The following is a 17,443-nucleotide window of genomic DNA, read 5'->3' as shown; positions in this document are numbered from 1 at the left end:
ATTATGGAGAAAATAGAGGGAGCATTTCCCGTTATTTTTTTCCAACTCTGTCTACCGCCTCGCCGTCATCGACTTATTGACTCTTCCGTATAAGAACAGCGCGATGCCGATGAACAGCAGCACAATTATAAAGTACACCCATGCCAGCGCGCTTGAAACGCCGTAGTTCTCCGTCGTCACTTTGCCGATGATAGGATTCGAAGGGAAGGTGAACAGATCGACGATCGTGTAGATCACGTTCAGAAAAATAAACGGTGCGAGCCCCGGCAAAGTGATTTTCCAGAAGGTGCTCCACGGGTCAGCCCCGTCGATGCGCGCCGCCTCGTATACCGAAGCGGAGATCGTCTGACGCCCAGCAAGGAAGATTAGAATCTGTACGCCGGAATACCAGAGCACGAGCACGAACGAGCCGATGACGTTTTGGATCGGTCCGGCCCAGGACGCTGGAATATACTCGGCAAGGAACGTATCGATGCGCAAGTTCTGAATGATCGACAGCTCACCCTCGCCCTGCGAAATGAACTCGGTAATGATCTGACCGGAAGAGAAGATGACCGGCAGGAAAAAAATAACCCGGAACGCCGTTCTCCCGTAAAACTTCAAGTTCAACAAAATCGCGATCAGCAGCGAGAAGACGATAATGATTGGAATCATAACGAGCGCCTCTCGCAAGAACGGGAACAGATCGTCATAGAGCAAGCCGCCGTCCGCGAACAGAATTTCGCGGTAGTATTGGAAGCCTACCGGCGTCGTCTGCACGCCCGTTACGGTAATACGCACTTGATGGAAGCTCATATAGAACGAATAGCCAAGCGGGAATGCGACAAACGCAAGGAAGCCGAATACCCACGGGGCGATAAAGATGGAGCCTTCGATTTTGCGAAGCATAGCTGAATTCGGTTTGCGTCTCTTGCTCATCTATGCGCCACCTCCCGTCGTCACGATGAAGTCCTGTGCGGGCACGGTCACGCTGCCGCTTGCAATCGTGTACGGCTTCTCGTTGTAGTTAACGATAATCGTCTTGCCATTCTCGTAAATCGTTTCCTTCACGCCTTCGGCGAGCGTCCGATGACCAACGATATATTGGTCCTGCACGTCCCCGAGCGCTTCGTTCAGCCGCTTATACTGCTCGGCAGCCGACTGCTTCCAGTCGCGATAGCTCATGCTGTAATACCAGATCGAGTACGCGCGCTTGAACTTGCCCGATTCCGCCGCCGTGAATACGTAAGACGGGTAAGCGCCATATTCGACACTGCGCAGAAAATCGGAATTGTACTCGTCACTGAGATTTGCCCAGTCCGAGGAGTACGTAACGAGGCCATGCAGGACGATCTGCTCGAACGGTATAGCCTCATCGACGAAAATATCGTAGGAATAGTCATCCGCAATTCGGTGAATATGATCCACATTCGCGAGCGAGTAGAAGCTGCCATTCGCAACGCCTATCGAGCCAAGCTCCTGATCGGCTTTCTCGAGCAGCTTCTGCTGCCCTTCCAGCACCTCGGATCGGCTCGCCTTATGCCGATTGTTGAAGTCGGTATTCAGCGCGCTTCCGATTCCGCCCTCCAGCAGCAGGCCATCGGCGCCAAGCGACTTGTACGCCTCCAGGTCTTCTTCCGCCTCGCGAATGCCGTACAACGGACTCGTCAGCGTAACCTTATCATCGTTGTTACGGCCTCCGTACTGCTCCTGCAGAGTGCCGGCCAAATTGCGCAAGCCGTCATTCAGCTTCCAGAATCCGCCGCGGCCGCTGCTGTTCAGCGAATAATTCGCGGACAAGAATACCGACACATCCAGCTTATGAGCGGCGTCTATGAACGCCTTCATGCCGCTGTTGCCTCCAAGCCGCTTATCGACCGGGAACAAACCGCCGTATGAGCTATAGCCCCAGCGCTGCCAGCCGGCATACAGAACGGACAAGTTCGCGATGCCTGCTTCACGCAGCTCCTTCACCATCGTCTCCGCCTGCTTCGTCGTCGTGCCTTCGATGTAATCATCCCATAGAAGCCCTTGCTTCAGATCCGCACCGATAATATCGACGTAGAGCGGAATATTTTCTTTCGCCTGCTCCAGACGCGCAAGCCCGTTCTCTTCTATTAAATAACTCCGATAACGCTCTGCCATTGCGGCATAGTCCGCCTTCGGGCCGTCAATCGGATAATAACGGGTCGTACGCTCCCCTGCTACGAAGCGGTCTTTGCTGTACGTATAAAAACCTTGATCCCCCTGTTTATTCGTGCTTTGGAAAAACTTGATCCGATACTGCCACTCCGGCGTAATCCAGTTGGAAATGCCGAGCGCACCAGCAGGAGCGGCGAACAGCTTCGCATACTCCTCGCCATCCGTCATAACGGCAAGAAACGATTGGTCGCCCGACTTCAAGCCGAAGACCGGCATCTTCACTTCCTGCCTGCCGGTCTGCTCGTTATAGAACGATAGATCGGCGCCATACACATTTTCACGGTAAATCGATTTGTCGTTGCTGCGATTTTCATCGAACTTAATCAACGCGCCCGAACCGTCGGGTACGAGCATATAACCTTCCTGGCCGTGCGACGGCTCTGCCCCGAAGAGCGGGTACAGCTTCAGATTAAGCAAGCTTAAGTTTCCTTCGGCAATGCCTTCATCGATGACCTTCGTTTCCACATGATCGCCGTTCAAGGCTACTTCTACGGGAATGGTGAACTTCGTGCCCGGAAAATAAAACGTCGCCTTGAAGCCGTCGCCCGTCAGCTCATAGTTTTCGAGCACGCCCTTCTCTTCCATCCAGTTCGTCAGCTTCGATTGCGACTTTGAATTGGAAGCATCGATGTATTCGAGCATAACCGGCGATAGGAAGCTGCTCTTCCAAGTACCGGTTGTCTTCTCCAGCTCCCAGTATTCCGGGTTCGGATAGGAGCGCCACACTTTTCCCGTTTCCTTGCTTTCGATCTTAAAATGAGCCGTTACGGCGTCCGCCCACAACACGAAGCGTTCTGATTCCGCCGCTTTCACGAACGCGGCTTCTACAGGAAGCGCCGCTTCGACTGGCGAACCGCCGCTAGTCCCGCCCGCGCCATTATTGTTGTTCACGGCGGCATTCCCTTCATCTGCCGGCACAGCCTGCTGATCGGCATCACGCTGCAGCAGCAGGGCCCATCCGATCAGCAGCAGCACCGTAACTATGGCCGCCGAAAGCTTCACTATCGTTTTGCGTTTCATCGGATGGTCACCTCCTGATACACCGAGTAAATGAAATTGAAGAGCTCCGACGTTAAGCTGAATACGATAAATACAAGAACCGCGCAAATCGCCATCGTAATGATCGACAGCAGCAAATTAATGAGCGTCTCGCCGACGCTGTAATTCTGAATGCCTTGCACCATCCAGAAGAAGAGCAGCGCGACCCACACATAGAGGCCGTACTCGAGAAACGTGAAGATCGACTGCTCGCTTAGCGTCATTACGTTCGAGATAAGCGTAATCGGTATGCCGAGCAGGATGAACGGGAATAGCGCATACGCGCTGCCATACAGCACATCGCGGAAGCGGCCTTCCCCGTGGTACAACGAGCTGATCAAATAATTAGCGATCACGAAGCTCAGCCATACGACAATGAATTGGATAAGAATCGTGACGATTTGAACTTCTACAATAATAGAAGGATTGAAAATAAAGCTTATTGCCGCTCTCATAATGGCATATGACACTAGTGCCAGAACGAATAGTATCGTGCTGCTAAGCAAGCCGCCCTTCTGCTCGTAGCGAATCGAATGAAAGCCGTCGATCGGATGCTTCAGCACATAGAAAGCATGGCCGAGCTGGCGCAGTAACGGCCTCGCAGCAGCATGCTGCTGTTCGCTTCTCGCTCCCTTGCGCTGCACGCCGCCGAAGCCAAGTCTTCTAGCCGTGAACCTCGCGGCGAAGAAGATAAGCAAAGCCCCGATCACTACGTTCATGAGCAGCCCGAAGTTGGATTGAAACCATAGCAGCCGATTTTGCCAGAACGAATCCGAATAGCCCTGCGCCCAGCCCGCTTGCTTGAATAGCGCCTGCGCCCGTTCGTATTCGCCTTTCTTATAAGCGGCTTTGGCGAGGCCAAGCACGGCTGGCGCATAATAGGCGTTCAACCGATTAACCTCCAGCCATAGCGGCTCGCTCTCTTCGTAACGGCCATCCTGTGTCAACTGATTGGCCTTATGTACGAGCGCGCCGAATTCGGACAAGCGATACTTCTGCACGATATTGTTCTCGCTGTCCAAAATGAACAGGTCGTTCGCCGAATTCGTCTCGATGGCCGCCGGTATCTTCACGATGCCAAGCTTCGTCGTCGTATCCCCTACCGCTCCGCCCCAGAAGAACAGCAAATTGCCGTTGCCGTCATATTGGCTCACGATATTAAGCTTCGAATCGACGACCGTCATGTTGCCGTTCCCGTCGACGGTCAGATCGTTAAGCTGAGGGTAGCCGGTGCGTCCGGCCCGGTGAGTATATTCGCCGAAGCTGCCGTCCGTCATAGTATCGGCGAACTCGCCCTTGCCCGCGAGCTGGTCAAGCCCCGCGATATTGAGCTTCTTCAATTGCTTCGTGCGGACTTCCTTCGTCACCGTGTACACGAAGCCGTTCTCGTCCTTGTCGACGCTCGCGATCGAGCCCGGCAGCTTGCTGATCTCCCGCTCGTACATCTCGCGGGTATAGAGCAGCCGCTTGATCGAATCCGAAAAGGAGAAGCCGGTTTTGTTGGCGCCGAAGAAGCTTTGGAACTCGCCTTGCGGATCAAGCTGCAGCAAGCCTTGGTAACCGCCTAGCGTAGCAATGTACATGAAGCCGCGCTTGTCGACGACCAGCTTGATCGGATCGTATTTGAACGCTTCGGGAATGAGCTTCGATTCCGGCCTGCCGAACTCGGCAAGCAGCTCCCCTTCGCCATTCAATCGAACGACACGCTGGTTGCCCGTATCCGCGACGTAGATATCGCCGTTCGTGTCGACGAACACGCCCTGCGGCCGATTGAACGGGCTTCCTTCCAATGTCAGTAGCCCGGCAAGCCGCCCTTCCGCATCGAGATGCACGATGCGGTTATTGCCCGTATCCGCGATATAAATATGATCGCGGCTATCGATATACAGATCCTGCGGCTGATTCAGCGGGGAGTATACCGTTTGGCCCGGATTCGAAGGATCCGGAATGAACAGATCTTTGCCGAGCGCGCCAGCCGGCGTGTACGCCGCTTGCATTTTGAACAGCTGATTGTAATTGTCCTTGTAATAGGTTTGATATGGCACATCCGCGGATACCGATTCCGGGTGGATGGTTGCAAGCGCGGCTAGAGCCGCAACGAACAACAGCATCAGGCGTAACGTCAGCCGCTTAGGCATTCGCCCCCCTCCTTTCTCTCTCTTTCTCGTATCGGCATCACTTGATGCCGGAATGCGCCATCGTAGCAATCACTTTTCCTTGCAAAATAATAAAAACAATCAAGTTCGGAACGAACATAATGAGCGAAGCAACGGCCGCTGCGCCCTGCATCGCCACATTGCCCGCGAGGTTGTTCGTTAGCGTCGATAGGAAGAAGGCGAAGCTCTTCATCTCATCGTCGAGCATGAACAGCGAAGACGTCTCGACATTGCCCCAAGAGTTCTGGAACGCAAGAATGGCTACCGTCGCAATAGCCGGCATACAGACCGGAATGACGATCCGGATGAATACATAGAACTCGTTCGCTCCGTCGATTCTTGCCGCCTCCAGCAGCGCATCCGGAATTTGATCGATGAACTGCTTCAGCAGAAACACCCCGATCGGCATCGCCAGCATCGGCAGCAAATGTCCGAAATACGTGTTCATAATGCCGAGATTGCTGACGACCAAATACCGTGGAATTTGGATCACTTCCGGCGCGAACATAAGCGTCAGCAGAATCGTCGAGAACGCGAGCTTCGCCCCCGGGAACTTATGCTTCGAGATCGGGAAGGCGCATAACGCGCTCACGCCTGTCACGAAGACGACTGCCAGCCCCGATATGAAGACGCTATTGAACAAGTAGCGGATCATCGGAACGGTCGATCTGGAAGTTACCGACAGCAGCTCGTTAATATTTTGGAAGCTGGGCTCTCGCACGAAGAAGGTCGGCGGGTAGACGAACAGCTCATGGTACGGCTTGAATGCATGGTTGAAAATGTAGACGATCGGCAGCAGCATGAATACGGACAGCGCGATCATAAGAAGCGTCAGCAGCTTCTGAAAGCCGTCCATCGCCTGCAGCCTCGAGCCTCTCCATCGCAGCCCAAGAAGTCGTTGCACCATTACTCATCTCCCTTCGAGCCGAACAAGCTCCAGCTCAGTTTATTGGAAGCATACATAAGCAGAAGCAGAAATACCGATATCGCCGCCGCATACCCCATCTCGAAGCGGATGAAGCCGAAGTCGTCGATATGGTTAATAATGAGATGCCCGGCGTAACCCGGTGTCGGATTGACGCCGGACAGCTCAACGCCGATTGCGCCCGTCTTGAAGGTCGTTACAATCGCCATGACGGCGCCGAACAGCATTTGCGGCTTCATCGAAGGGATCGTAATATACCAGATTTCTTGCAGCCTGCTCTTCATGCCGTCGATCTTGGCCGCCTCGTAATAGTCGCGGTTCACATTGAGAATGCCGGCCAGCATCGCGAGGAATCCGACGCCCATGCTAGACCATAACGTAACGACGATCATCGAGTTCATGAGGTAAGACGGATCGGTCACCCACAGCTTCGGCACATCGATTAGGCCGAGCCGCAGCAATACGCTGTTGAGATACCCGATCCGATCGCCCGTGAGCATCGGTAGCCAGACGATCGACATGGCGATACCGATCGTAAGCGAAGGGGTATACATCGCAAGCGCGAACCATTTGCGCAGCTTGCCCGGAAGCTGCGAGATCAGCCAAGCGAGCAGGAAAGCGGCGATATAACCGCCAGGCCCGACGATAATGGCGAACTTGAACGTGTTCGGCAGCGCATACTTGAGGAACAGCAAGTCTTGCGAAATCAAATATTGAAAGTTTTGCCACCCGATGAAACGCGGGCGGCCGATAGCGTTAAAGTAAGTGAAGCTAAGAACGATGGCAGCTCCTACAGGTACAAGTATGAATGCGGCGAAGCAGAGCATGAATGGAGCAACGAATAGGTAGCTTAGGCGGAACGACCATATTTCTGCCAGCAGCCGCGCGAACCTGCCTCTGTTCCTGCGCTGCTGGGCCGCTTCAAGTGCCGCGAACGCCCTCGCTTGCGCAGCGCCAACATGAGGCGCTTGCGCAGGTGATGCTGGCGATGGCAAGGCAGTTACTCCAGCATCGTGCGCTATCTCTACGCTTGCCTCAGCCCGAGTGTTCTCAAGCTCGGGCGAAGCTGCAGTCGACTGCGGAACAACCGCGACGCTGGCGCCGGTTCCTTTACCTGACATATTCGTTCACTCCTTCCCACGGCTTATCGATATGCGGGAAGTCCAGCGTCTTCAGCGGCTTGCCCGTTTCGTCGATAAATCCGAATTCCTGCTGCTTGCGGCGCAGCTCGCGATTAATGTCCAGAATGGCCATCTCGAGCGACGCTCGGTAGTTCATTCCGTCGATAACCGCGCGAAGCCAAGCATTGTTAAGTTCCCTGCCCATGAAGTAACCTCCCGGCGGGTTCGGCTTCTCCTTGTACCACTTCCACTGCTCCAGAATGATATTCGCATCCTCGGTCTTCCATGGCAGTCTCACGAACGCTTCCACGTTCGACGTATTCCAACGGAACGAAACGCCGTTGATCGATTCGAGGTCGGAGCCGTAACGCTCTTGCGTCTCGGTGCTGATCCACCATTTCATGAATTGCCACGCTTCGTCTTTTTTATTGGAAGCTTCGAAAATGACGCCCGTTGTCTGGTCGCCAGCCGCCCAGCGGCTGATCGTCCCGTCCTGCTCCGGCATGCCCGGAATAAGCGCGATGCCCCAGCGTCCGTTAAGCTCGGGCGCTGCCGCGGCCAGCTGAACATACATGTTGTAATCCGCGATGCCGATCGGCATCGTCCCTGTCCGGAAGTGCTGATAGAAGCTCGGCACCTGCTTCTCCAGCGCATACGTATTGAACAGATCGGTCCATTGTTTGAACGCCTTGAACCCTTCGGGCGAATCAAGAGCCGTCGTGAAGCCGTTCGGCTGGAAGAATTCGACGCCGTTCTGATAGATGAACGGCAGGAACATTTGCGGGTTCACATAAAAGTTCATGAAGTTCTGCTGCAGCGTCGGCAGCATGTCATAGACATCCTGCCATGTCTGCGGAATGTCGAGGCCGAGCTCCCGCATAATATCTTTGCGATAGTAGAGCACTTGGAACGACTGCGTCTCCGGTACGGCATAGTAGCCCTTATCGTAATAAAGCGCCTGCCAAGAACCTGGACTGAATCGTTCGTACACCTCATTGAAATCCGGGAACTTGCTAAGATCGTACACGCTGCCCCGAATCGCGTAATCGACAGGCAAATCCTGCGACAATCCCAGCGCCACATCGGGCTGCAAGCCTGCCGCATTGGACATGACGAGCAGCTGCGCGTTCGGCAGCAGATTAACCTTCACCTTGATGCCGGTTGCCGGCGTGAACAGCTCGTCGGTCAGCTCTTGAAGCTGCGTCACATAGTCCCTGCCCCGCTGCACCCAGACGTTAAGCTCCTTGTCATCCATATCGCTTAAGCTCTCGCGGGAGTTGAATGAATAAGCGAAGTTCGCCAGCAGGCCAACGCCTTTATCCACAACGGATGCCGTCATATCGGGGAAAGACTTCTCCGCAGGGACGATATAGATCTCATCGAGCAAGAGCGGCTGCTTATACAAATTGACAACGAAATTGTTGATTTTCTCATCAATCGAAGTAATCTCATCGATATGGTAGGGAATATCGTCAGGCGTCTCCAACAAGGAACGAATATCGGAGGCGGACGATCGGAAGCCTTCGCTCGCGCTGTCCTTGCGCCCGTTCACTTCGGCCATTTCGTCAGCAAGCACGTCAAGATTCCCGGCTGCGACTTCCAGCCGCTCCTTCAAATCCGGCAAGTCGCGATCGATCTTCCACGTCCGGTTACGGTCCAGTTGACCTCCGGTGAGCGACTTCAAATCTTGATCAACCGTGCGCAGCAATGCGCTTAAGTTCTCGATCCCTCTAACAATCGGACTTACCGTCGAATGGGTTAGAGCAAGCGACAGCGTATGCGTCCCTTTCTCCAAGTACAGCTCATACGGCTCGCCATCGTCACCAGATAGCACCGTGCCCTTCCACGAAGCCGCATACGGGAATCGATAGGTTAGAAAAGCATCGAATGGCACTTTGCCGTCGATTAAGATCGTACGGAACGACGCCTTCTGCGAGAAGCGGTTTTGCAGCGTCCGCAGCGCAATTTTGTACAGCCCCGTCTCGGGCGCTTCGAATGTCCATGCCACCTCTTGGTTCGGCCAGTCCCAGCTCACGCCGCCGACCGTATTGTACGTAATACGCCCTTTCGCCAGCGGTTTCGTACGCCTGTCACGGTCCGACATCATTTGTACGGAAGCGTCGTTTTTGCTCGTCATCTGCTCCGCTTGCAGCGTAATTCCCTGAGCAGCAACAGGTTCGCTTGACGGATAAGCTGCCGCTACTTCCTCGTAACTAGGCAACGTCTCCGGCGGAACCAGCGATATCGTATTCAGCGCAACCGGTTCATACCCTTCGAAGCGCAGCGTATGCTTGCCTTTCGTGAAATGCCATTTCAACGGCCCGGCGTAATTGGCTCCAGAATCGATGAACGGCATGCTCGACCACGTTGATATATCCACCGAAGTTGGACGAATCTGATCCCCGTCGTCGTTAACCTGCGGCAATCCTTTATCCTTGAACTGACGGTATAAAGTAATCGAAGAAGCTTCGCGGAATGGCCGCGAGCCGTCGATCGTCACATCCCATACGACCGGGCGCGTATACCCTTTGCCGAGCAGAGGATGGTAATCGGCGAAGATCGTGTATATGCCATCCTGCTCCACATTGAACGTATATTCCACCCAATTCGTGTCGGTTGACTCCCAGATCAACACATTGCTTTTGCCTTCGTAATCGCCCGTACGAATGACCGAGCTATCCGATTGTCCGGAAGTAGCAGCCGCCTCGATGACAATCTCCTTATCGGCAGGCTTCACGCCCTGTTCTTCCAGCCCCTTGAGCACTTTCTCATAATAGGGCTCAAGATCGGCTGCGGCGAGCGACGTATCCTCCCACTCTACAAAGCCGGAATCGAAGCTGCTAAGCTTGAAAGGACCGGCATCGACCGTCGCGGTCGCGCTCGACGTCCATGCAACGAAAAACACTAGTAGTACGGCTGCCGCCCCTATCGGAAATAGCAGCTTGAACGTCTTAGAATGAATGATGGCGCGCAGCATCAGGCAGCACACTCCTTCCCGCCTTAATTAGATCTGAAAACGCACGCCGCTGTCCGCATCGAAGAACAGCGCCTTCGACATATCGGGAACGATGCGAATTTTTTCGTTTTCCTCGCAATGGTAATAAGCGTTCACCCGCACGACGAGCAGCTTATCCTGCCCGATGTCGAGATGGAGGAAGCGGTCCGCCCCCATGAGCTCGCTCACTTTGTATACGCCGGTAATAATCGCGTCCGAGAACAAGCCCTCAAGTCCGATGTTTTCCGGCCTAATGCCAAGGGTGACGCGCTTGTTCACCTTATTGTGGTGAACGAGTACGCGCGCCGCTTCTTGGGGAATCGGCAGCGAAAAACGCGATGTTTCGTACTTAAGCCTGCCGCTGCCCGGAATATCCTCCACGACTTTGCCTTCTATGAGATTAATTTGCGGCGAGCCGATGAAGCTTGCCACAAATGTGTTATTCGGGGTCGTATATACCGTCTCCGGCGTATCGATCTGCTGGATAACGCCGTCTTTCATGACGACGATCCGATCCGCCATCGTCATCGCTTCGATCTGATCATGCGTAACGTAAATAAACGTCGTCTCGAGCGTCTTGTGCAGCTTAATAATTTCCATCCGCATCTGCACGCGCAGCTTCGCGTCCAAATTGGACAGCGGCTCATCCATGAGAAACACTTGCGGATCTCGCACGATAGCGCGGCCCAGCGCAACGCGCTGCCGTTGTCCGCCAGACAGCTCCTTCGGCTTGCGGTTCAAATACGCTTCGATCTCCAGCACGCGCGCCGCGCGTTTCACCGACTGCTCGATCTCATGGCGCGGCAGCTTACGAAGGCGAAGACCGAACGCGATATTTTCAAAAACGGTCATGTTCGGGTAAAGCGCGTAATTTTGGAAAACCATCGCAATATCGCGATCCTTCGGCGGCAAGTCATTGACGAGCTGATCGCCTATGTAAATCTCGCCCTCCGTAATATCTTCAAGCCCGGCGATCATACGCAGCGTCGTCGATTTGCCGCAGCCTGACGGGCCAACGAAGACGAGAAACTCCTTATCCTTAATATCGAGGTGAAAATCGTTCACGACCGTTTGCTTATCCTTGCCGTATCTTTTGTACAGATGCTCAATGCGAATACCTGCCATAAGCCCACCCCCTATATTTCAAAAAAACGAAGGGGACATCCGCAATTAAGGAGACGCCCCTTCCTTACTATCGTTTGTTATTGCGTTTTGCTAAGCGTTTCGAGTTCTTTCTCGATCGCCTCTTGCGCCGTTCGCAGCGCCGTATTGACGTCCTGACCGCCTACGGCAACATTTTTCGCCGCTTCGTTGATGAATTTGCGCACTTTGCTCTCGAACTTATGAGGGCGTACGATGCTGCGCGGCTCAGCCTTGAAGATGTTCTCGACCTTCTTGCCTGCTAATACCGGAATATCCGCGCCGTACACTTTCTCCCAAGCTTCGTTCGCTACGGTCGGAACGCGTCCGCCACGGGACAGTATTTCCTGCGATTCATCGGACAGTACGTTCGCGATAACGTTGAACGCCTCTTCCTTGTGCTTGCTCGACTTCGTCACGAACAACGAGTGAACGTTGATCGCTTTGCCCGTTCCGAGATTTTCGGTGAAGTTCGGGAATGGCGCGAAGTCCCAGTTCAGCTCCGTGCCTTGCTGGCGAAGCTCTTCAAGCGGACCTAGCAAATGTGCAATATTATAAGGAAGCATCGCTAGATTTTGTTCGTTGAAGAAAATATCGTCGTCGTTCGCATATTCGAATCGGCCGTCTTCACCGATATAATTTGGCACCTCGTAGCTTTTCTTTAACGTCTCGAACACCTTTTTCCAACCGTCCGTTGTCACGTCTGCCTTGCCCGTCGCCGGATCGACGATGTTCAGATCAAGTCCTGTGTTAATGTTCGTAGGTCCGAACAAGTCAATGCCGATGTAGTTCACGCCGTTATCGTTTCTCGTCACTTGCTTGCCAAGCTCGATAAGCTCATCCCACGTCGATTGATCGTCCTTCGGGTACGAAACGCCGAATTTATCGAAAATATCTTTGTTGTAGAACAATACCGGCACGTTGATCGAGAACGGAATGACCGACAGCTCGTTTTCCGGCGAATATTTGGTGATCGCATCTAGAACAGCTGGCTTTAAGCGGCTTAGGTCGACTCCGTTTTTGTCTACGTATGGCTTCAGATTCTCGACCAGGTCCAGATCCTTGTAAGTCGTTGAGACTGCCGATGTCGATGCGAAAATAATATCAGGCACAGTGCCCGCTGTAATGAGCGGCTCTAGCTCTACATCCTCTGGCGCATCTACCCATTCAAGCGTAATGTTTGGATATTTCTTCTTCGTCGGTTCTACGAGAAACTTCTGAAACTCCGTTTCCGTTACGGTAATGCCCGCGCGAAGCACCTTCAGCGTAATCGGCTCCGTGCTGACTACCTCGGTTTTCTCTGTTTCCTTATTCGTACTAGAGCTTTGATCACCGCCGTCGGTCGCTGCCGGCTTATTGCCGCTGCCCGAAGCGCATGCCGTAAGCGACGTCACGACAACCATTATACTGATAAGAAGAACAACAAATTTTTTCATTCCCAAAACCCCCATTTTTCATTTTCGATGTTTGTGGACAAATAAAAAGAAGACGCACTTCGTTTCGAAGCGCGTCTCCGTTTATACGGTCGACTCACATTACCAATAATTCATATTGTATTAGTCGGTTTTAAATTAGGCTTATAATAGCATCCTGCACGAATCGTGTCAAAGCCTTTTTTTTGCGAAAAAAATCCGCTACCGAGGCATTGTTCGCGTCAGTAGCGGATGTCCTCACATGCTGCTGTTCACTAGCCTTAGTTTAATACGAGATCACATGCTTCTTCCGGCATCCAACGCTTGTCTTTGCCTTCCCACTTCACATTGCAGCCAATCGGATTAGTGAGCGGCACCGCCACCTCGCGGCCTGCCAAGTAATCGTTAAGCGCGTTTTCCAAATCATAGGACGTGATTTTGTCCGCATCCTTCGGCGAATCGACAGCGCGACCCGTGTAGATCAGCTTGCGCTCTTGATCGAACACGTAGAAGTGCGGCGTTCTAAGCGCACCGTAGGCAAGCGCTACCTCTTGCTTCTCATCGTATACATACGTCCAAGGGAAGCCATGCTCCGCAATTCGCTCTACCATTTTCTCGTAAGAGTCGTCCGGATACGCGGTAACGCTATTGGAACTAATGCCGACGAATGATACGCCCTGCGGCGCGAACTTCTCCACCGTTGCGCGAGTCACTTCATCCGAGCCCTTAACGAACGGACAATGATTAGCCGTGAAGAACACGACCAACGCTTTTGAAGCGGTGAAATCCGCTAAGCTGTAATGCTTGCCATCTGTAGCCAGCAAGTTGAAATCCGGCGCTTGCTCGCCAATTTGTAACGTAAAAGCCATGAATACGTTCATCCCTTCTGTTATGAAATAAAATAAAAAAAGGAGACACTCCTTTGGTAGGAAAGTGTCTCCGGTTGACCGGTAGGCTGTGCTAATCCGATAATAACACATTATCCCTACCTGTCAAGTGTGGTTTTAATCTTGCGTATCGTGCTCTTTGATTAAGACTTCGTAGTTTCCAGCGTCTCCAAGTCTTTGTCGATTTTCTCCTTCGCCGTTCGGAGCGCCGTGTTAATGTCGACGCCTCCTATGGCCACATCTTTAGCAGCATCGTTAATATATTTGGTGATCTTGCTTTCATAAATGTTCGGCTTATGGATTTGGCGAGGCTCGGTTTTGAAAATATTCTCGATCGTCTTGCCCTTCAGCACCTCGATATCCGCGCCGTATTCCTTCTCCAGCTCCGGCAGATCGAGCACTGACACGCGGCCGTTGCGAGTTATGATCCGCTGCACTTCTTCCGACAGCATATATTCAATCACCTGATAGGCTTCATCCTTATGCTTGCTCGCTTTCGACAGCGTTAACGTATGAACGTTAATCTCGATGCTTGTGCCAAGCGCGTCCTCGAAATTCGGATGCGGCGCGAAGTCCCAGTTGAGCGTAATGCCCTGCTTGCGCAGCTCCTCAAGCGGACCTACAAGCTGAGCTAGATTGTGCGAATATAGCGCCAAGTTCTGATCGTTGTAGAACACATCGTCCTTATCCGCGTATTTGTACTTATCGTCTGTGCCGATAAACCCAGGAATGCTGTATAGCTTCTTGAGTGTCTCGAATACCTTCACCCATTCGGGCGAAGTGACTGCCGCCCTATTCGTAGCAGGATCGATAATATCGAGCGATAGGCCGCTAGCCAGTCTCGCCGGCTGCAAATCAATGCCGATATAGTTAACTCCGGCGTCCGCTCTTGTCAGCTGCTTCGCCGTATCAAGAATTTGATCCCAGCTCTGCACCTCCGTCGGATACGGCACGCTGAATTTATCAAAAATATCTTTGTTGTAATAGATAACGGGCAGATTAACCGAGAAAGGCACCTGATTGCCGCCGCTCTTCAGCTCGATCGATTCGTTCACGCTCGGCTTGATCTTCTTGTCATCGTACCCGAATTTTTTCTTGAACGGGGCGAGCTCTTCAGCTAGACCAGCCTCCTCAATAGCGGTGTACGAGCCGCCGAAAATAATGTCCGGGATAATGCCTTGCGTAAGCAGCGGTTCGATTGGATCGCCCTCCGGCACGTCGATCAGCTTCACCTTGATATGGGGAAACTTTTTTGCGATCGGCTCATTAAAATACTTATCGACCTCCGTTGCAGTAAGCGTCACTCCGCCCCACTTGAATACAAGCAACTCGACAGGCTCTTGGGACGGTTTATCCGTAGCGGCCGGCGTCGGCGTTTTCTGCGTCCCTTGCGCGCAAGCCGTTACCCCTACAACAACCATCACGATTAAGATAGGCATCAACCATTTTGCAATCTTACTTTTACCCATTCCTCAACACTCTCCTTTTGGCCAAATACAAACAAAAAAGACGGAGGCATACTTCCTGCTAGGAAGCACATCTCCGTCCGAACGGTCGAAACCGTATGCCATTTGGTAATACCAAGTTCTCTTGTGGGATTAAATATAGTTTCTTGGCAATCGAATTGTCAACCACAAAAATTATGCTTGACCTTCCAAAACTCGGGATGCTACGATTGTTGTCATAAATTCCAACTAAACAACTATGAATAATAATGTTTAGTTTCATATTCGACCGTTCTAACGGAGAAACACGATCCTTGTGCTTCTCCGTTTTTTTGTGTTGCTAAGGGAGGTGATGACAACATGATAGAGCTGGTTAGCGCCGAGCGCTGCATCCAATGCGGGCTCTGTGTGAAGGTATGTCCAACGAACGTATTCGATGAGGACGATAACGGCTTGCCCTATATTGCACGGCAGGAAGATTGCCAGACCTGCTTCGTATGCGAGGCGCATTGCCCAGTAGATGCGCTATACGTATCGCCTCAGGCTGATGTGCAAGAAGCAGTCGATGAGGAGCAGCTTATAGCATCCGGCCTGCTTGGCAGTTGGCGCGCAACGATTGGCTGGGGGCCCGGGAGAACGAAGCTTGCATCCGTCGATACGACGGAATTTATCAATCGGATTTTGCCTCCACGACCTGCCAGACCCAATTATAACAATCGAACATGAGAGATAAAACGATCTATTAGAGAGGGGCTATATGCCATATGAAACTGCGTTTGCTGACTGTCATTTCTTTAGCTGCAATATTGCTTGTAACCGGATGCTCCGCGAAGAGCGGAACTACAGAGGGACAGGCGTCGAATAAGCCCGCTGATGCCGCCGCTGCCCAGACCGATAAACCTAAGGAAGAAGCTCCTGCCGCTGCCGAACCCGTAACCCTATCGTTCTATGTAGGCGGAGGCACGCTTACCGATACGGAGTTCAAAATCTTCTTCGAGGAGCCGGTGAAGAAGAAATTCCCTCATATTACGCTCAAGCTCGTCAAACCTGCGGAAGGCGTTACGCCTGCTGAGGTGCTCACTTCAAGCGACGTTCCCGACATCGTTTACTTGACGAGCGGATCCTATCACGCGTTCCAGGATCTTGGCGTCATGGAAGACTTAACACCTTACATCGAGAAATATAAGTTCGACACGAAGCGCCTAAAACCGGTGCTTCTGGATACGATCATCAACTTCTCAAAGCAAGGCGAAATCTTCACGCTGCCGTTCTCCTCCAATGTCGCCGCTCTGTTCTATAACAAAGATATTTTCGATAAGTTCGGCGTGCCTTATCCTGGCGACGAGCAATTAACTTGGGAGCAAGCGCTTGAAATCGGAACGAAGCTGACACGTTCGGACAACGGCGTTAATTATATTGGCATTGACGTACAGAACGGCCCAGCCTCGCTGCAGCGCAGCTATGGTATCGCCGCTCTTGATCCGAAGACGGGATTGCCTGCGCTGCAATCGGAGCATTGGCAGAACGTATTCCGGATTTTGAAACAAAACTATGACATTCCAGGTTTCGTCCAAGGCGACAAATATACGTACGATCGCGATGCGTTCCTCGTCGACCAGAACGTAGCGATGCGCCCGACGCTGCTGGCGAATCTAATCGGACCGCTCGAGGAGCTTCGCGCACAAGGCAAACCGCTTAACTGGGACATCGCGCCGATTCCGAACTTCAGCGATAATCTCGGCGTGAACAAGGAAGCGAACGTTCACTCGCTCGTCATTTCCAGCGTCAGCAAACATAAGGATGTTGCATTCCAGGTTCTTGATTATATTCTATCCGACGAAGTGCAGCGCATCGTTGCACGCAACGGCCGCGTGCCAGCTATTGTTGCGCCGGAGCTGGAGAAGGAATTCGGTGCGGACATCGAGGTGCTGAAGGATAAGAAGATCGCTAATATTTTCACAACCCAGCCTTCGGTTCTTCATCTTGATCCTAACGAGAACTACGTTTCCCAGCATCTGAACAAAGCGATTGAGGACATCGCGCTGCGCGGAGTCGACATCAATACGGCTGCAAGAACAGCGGAAGATCTCATTCTGAAGGAGCTCGAAACGGTTAAAAAGACTAAATAACAGCAGGAGGCGAT

The 17,443-nt window shown here is 52.6% G+C and carries 12 protein-coding genes; 2 read left to right on the top strand and 10 right to left on the bottom strand.

Annotation, left to right across the window (positions count from 1 at the left end; translation table 11 throughout):
* Positions 1-51 precede the first annotated feature (51 nt).
* The 10 genes from AC1DF0_RS09465 to AC1DF0_RS09420 form a co-directional block, all read right to left on the bottom strand.
* The gene (locus tag AC1DF0_RS09465; RefSeq protein ID WP_477573764.1) at positions 52-918 is read right to left on the bottom strand and encodes a carbohydrate ABC transporter permease; all 867 of its coding nucleotides are present in this window, start codon (positions 916-918) and stop codon (positions 52-54) included.
* Complete coding sequence (locus AC1DF0_RS09460) at positions 919-3,201, bottom strand: DUF5696 domain-containing protein (RefSeq protein ID WP_442048316.1); 2,283 nt, start codon at positions 3,199-3,201, stop codon at positions 919-921.
* The gene (locus tag AC1DF0_RS09455; protein WP_477573763.1) at positions 3,198-5,357 is read right to left on the bottom strand and encodes a YIP1 family protein; all 2,160 of its coding nucleotides are present in this window, start codon (positions 5,355-5,357) and stop codon (positions 3,198-3,200) included. Before AC1DF0_RS09455 ends, AC1DF0_RS09460 begins: the two co-directional genes overlap by 4 nt.
* A 37-nt stretch (positions 5,358-5,394) precedes the next feature.
* Positions 5,395-6,282: a carbohydrate ABC transporter permease gene (locus tag AC1DF0_RS09450; RefSeq protein ID WP_442048318.1), complete on the bottom strand. Its 888-nt coding sequence runs from the start codon at positions 6,280-6,282 to the stop codon at positions 5,395-5,397.
* Positions 6,282-7,421 (bottom strand): carbohydrate ABC transporter permease, encoded by a 1,140-nt coding sequence (locus AC1DF0_RS09445; RefSeq protein ID WP_477573762.1) that lies wholly within the window; start codon positions 7,419-7,421, stop codon positions 6,282-6,284. Before AC1DF0_RS09445 ends, AC1DF0_RS09450 begins: the two co-directional genes overlap by 1 nt.
* The gene (locus AC1DF0_RS09440) at positions 7,411-10,398 is read right to left on the bottom strand and encodes an extracellular solute-binding protein (RefSeq protein ID WP_477573761.1); all 2,988 of its coding nucleotides are present in this window, start codon (positions 10,396-10,398) and stop codon (positions 7,411-7,413) included. Before AC1DF0_RS09440 ends, AC1DF0_RS09445 begins: the two co-directional genes overlap by 11 nt.
* A 27-nt stretch (positions 10,399-10,425) precedes the next feature.
* Positions 10,426-11,541: an ABC transporter ATP-binding protein gene (locus tag AC1DF0_RS09435; RefSeq protein WP_442048321.1), complete on the bottom strand. Its 1,116-nt coding sequence runs from the start codon at positions 11,539-11,541 to the stop codon at positions 10,426-10,428.
* 77 nt (positions 11,542-11,618) lie between these two features.
* Entirely contained in the window at positions 11,619-12,992 is a 1,374-nt protein-coding gene (locus AC1DF0_RS09430; RefSeq protein WP_477573760.1) for an ABC transporter substrate-binding protein, read from the bottom strand.
* Between the two features lie 257 nt (positions 12,993-13,249).
* Positions 13,250-13,837, bottom strand: coding sequence for a thioredoxin family protein (locus AC1DF0_RS09425; protein ID WP_442048323.1), 588 nt, complete (start codon positions 13,835-13,837; stop codon positions 13,250-13,252).
* A 161-nt stretch (positions 13,838-13,998) separates the two neighbouring features.
* Complete coding sequence (locus tag AC1DF0_RS09420; RefSeq protein WP_442048324.1) at positions 13,999-15,324, bottom strand: ABC transporter substrate-binding protein; 1,326 nt, start codon at positions 15,322-15,324, stop codon at positions 13,999-14,001.
* Between the two features lie 336 nt (positions 15,325-15,660).
* On the opposite strand from AC1DF0_RS09420, the gene AC1DF0_RS09415 reads away from it, so the two are divergent.
* Together AC1DF0_RS09415 and AC1DF0_RS09410 are read left to right on the top strand one after the other, a co-directional pair.
* Positions 15,661-16,026 carry a 4Fe-4S binding protein gene (locus AC1DF0_RS09415; RefSeq protein ID WP_442048325.1) on the top strand — a complete coding sequence of 122 codons (366 nt, stop codon included), beginning with the start codon at positions 15,661-15,663 and terminating at the stop codon, positions 16,024-16,026.
* 38 nt (positions 16,027-16,064) lie between these two features.
* Positions 16,065-17,429 carry an ABC transporter substrate-binding protein gene (locus AC1DF0_RS09410; protein ID WP_477573759.1) on the top strand — a complete coding sequence of 455 codons (1,365 nt, stop codon included), beginning with the start codon at positions 16,065-16,067 and terminating at the stop codon, positions 17,427-17,429.
* The last annotated feature ends 14 nt before the right edge of the window (positions 17,430-17,443 follow it).

This window comes from Paenibacillus sp. 05T425, assembly GCF_056396205.1.
The sequence above is the reverse complement of the archived record's forward strand: the minus strand, read 5'-3'. Positions and strand labels throughout refer to the sequence as shown.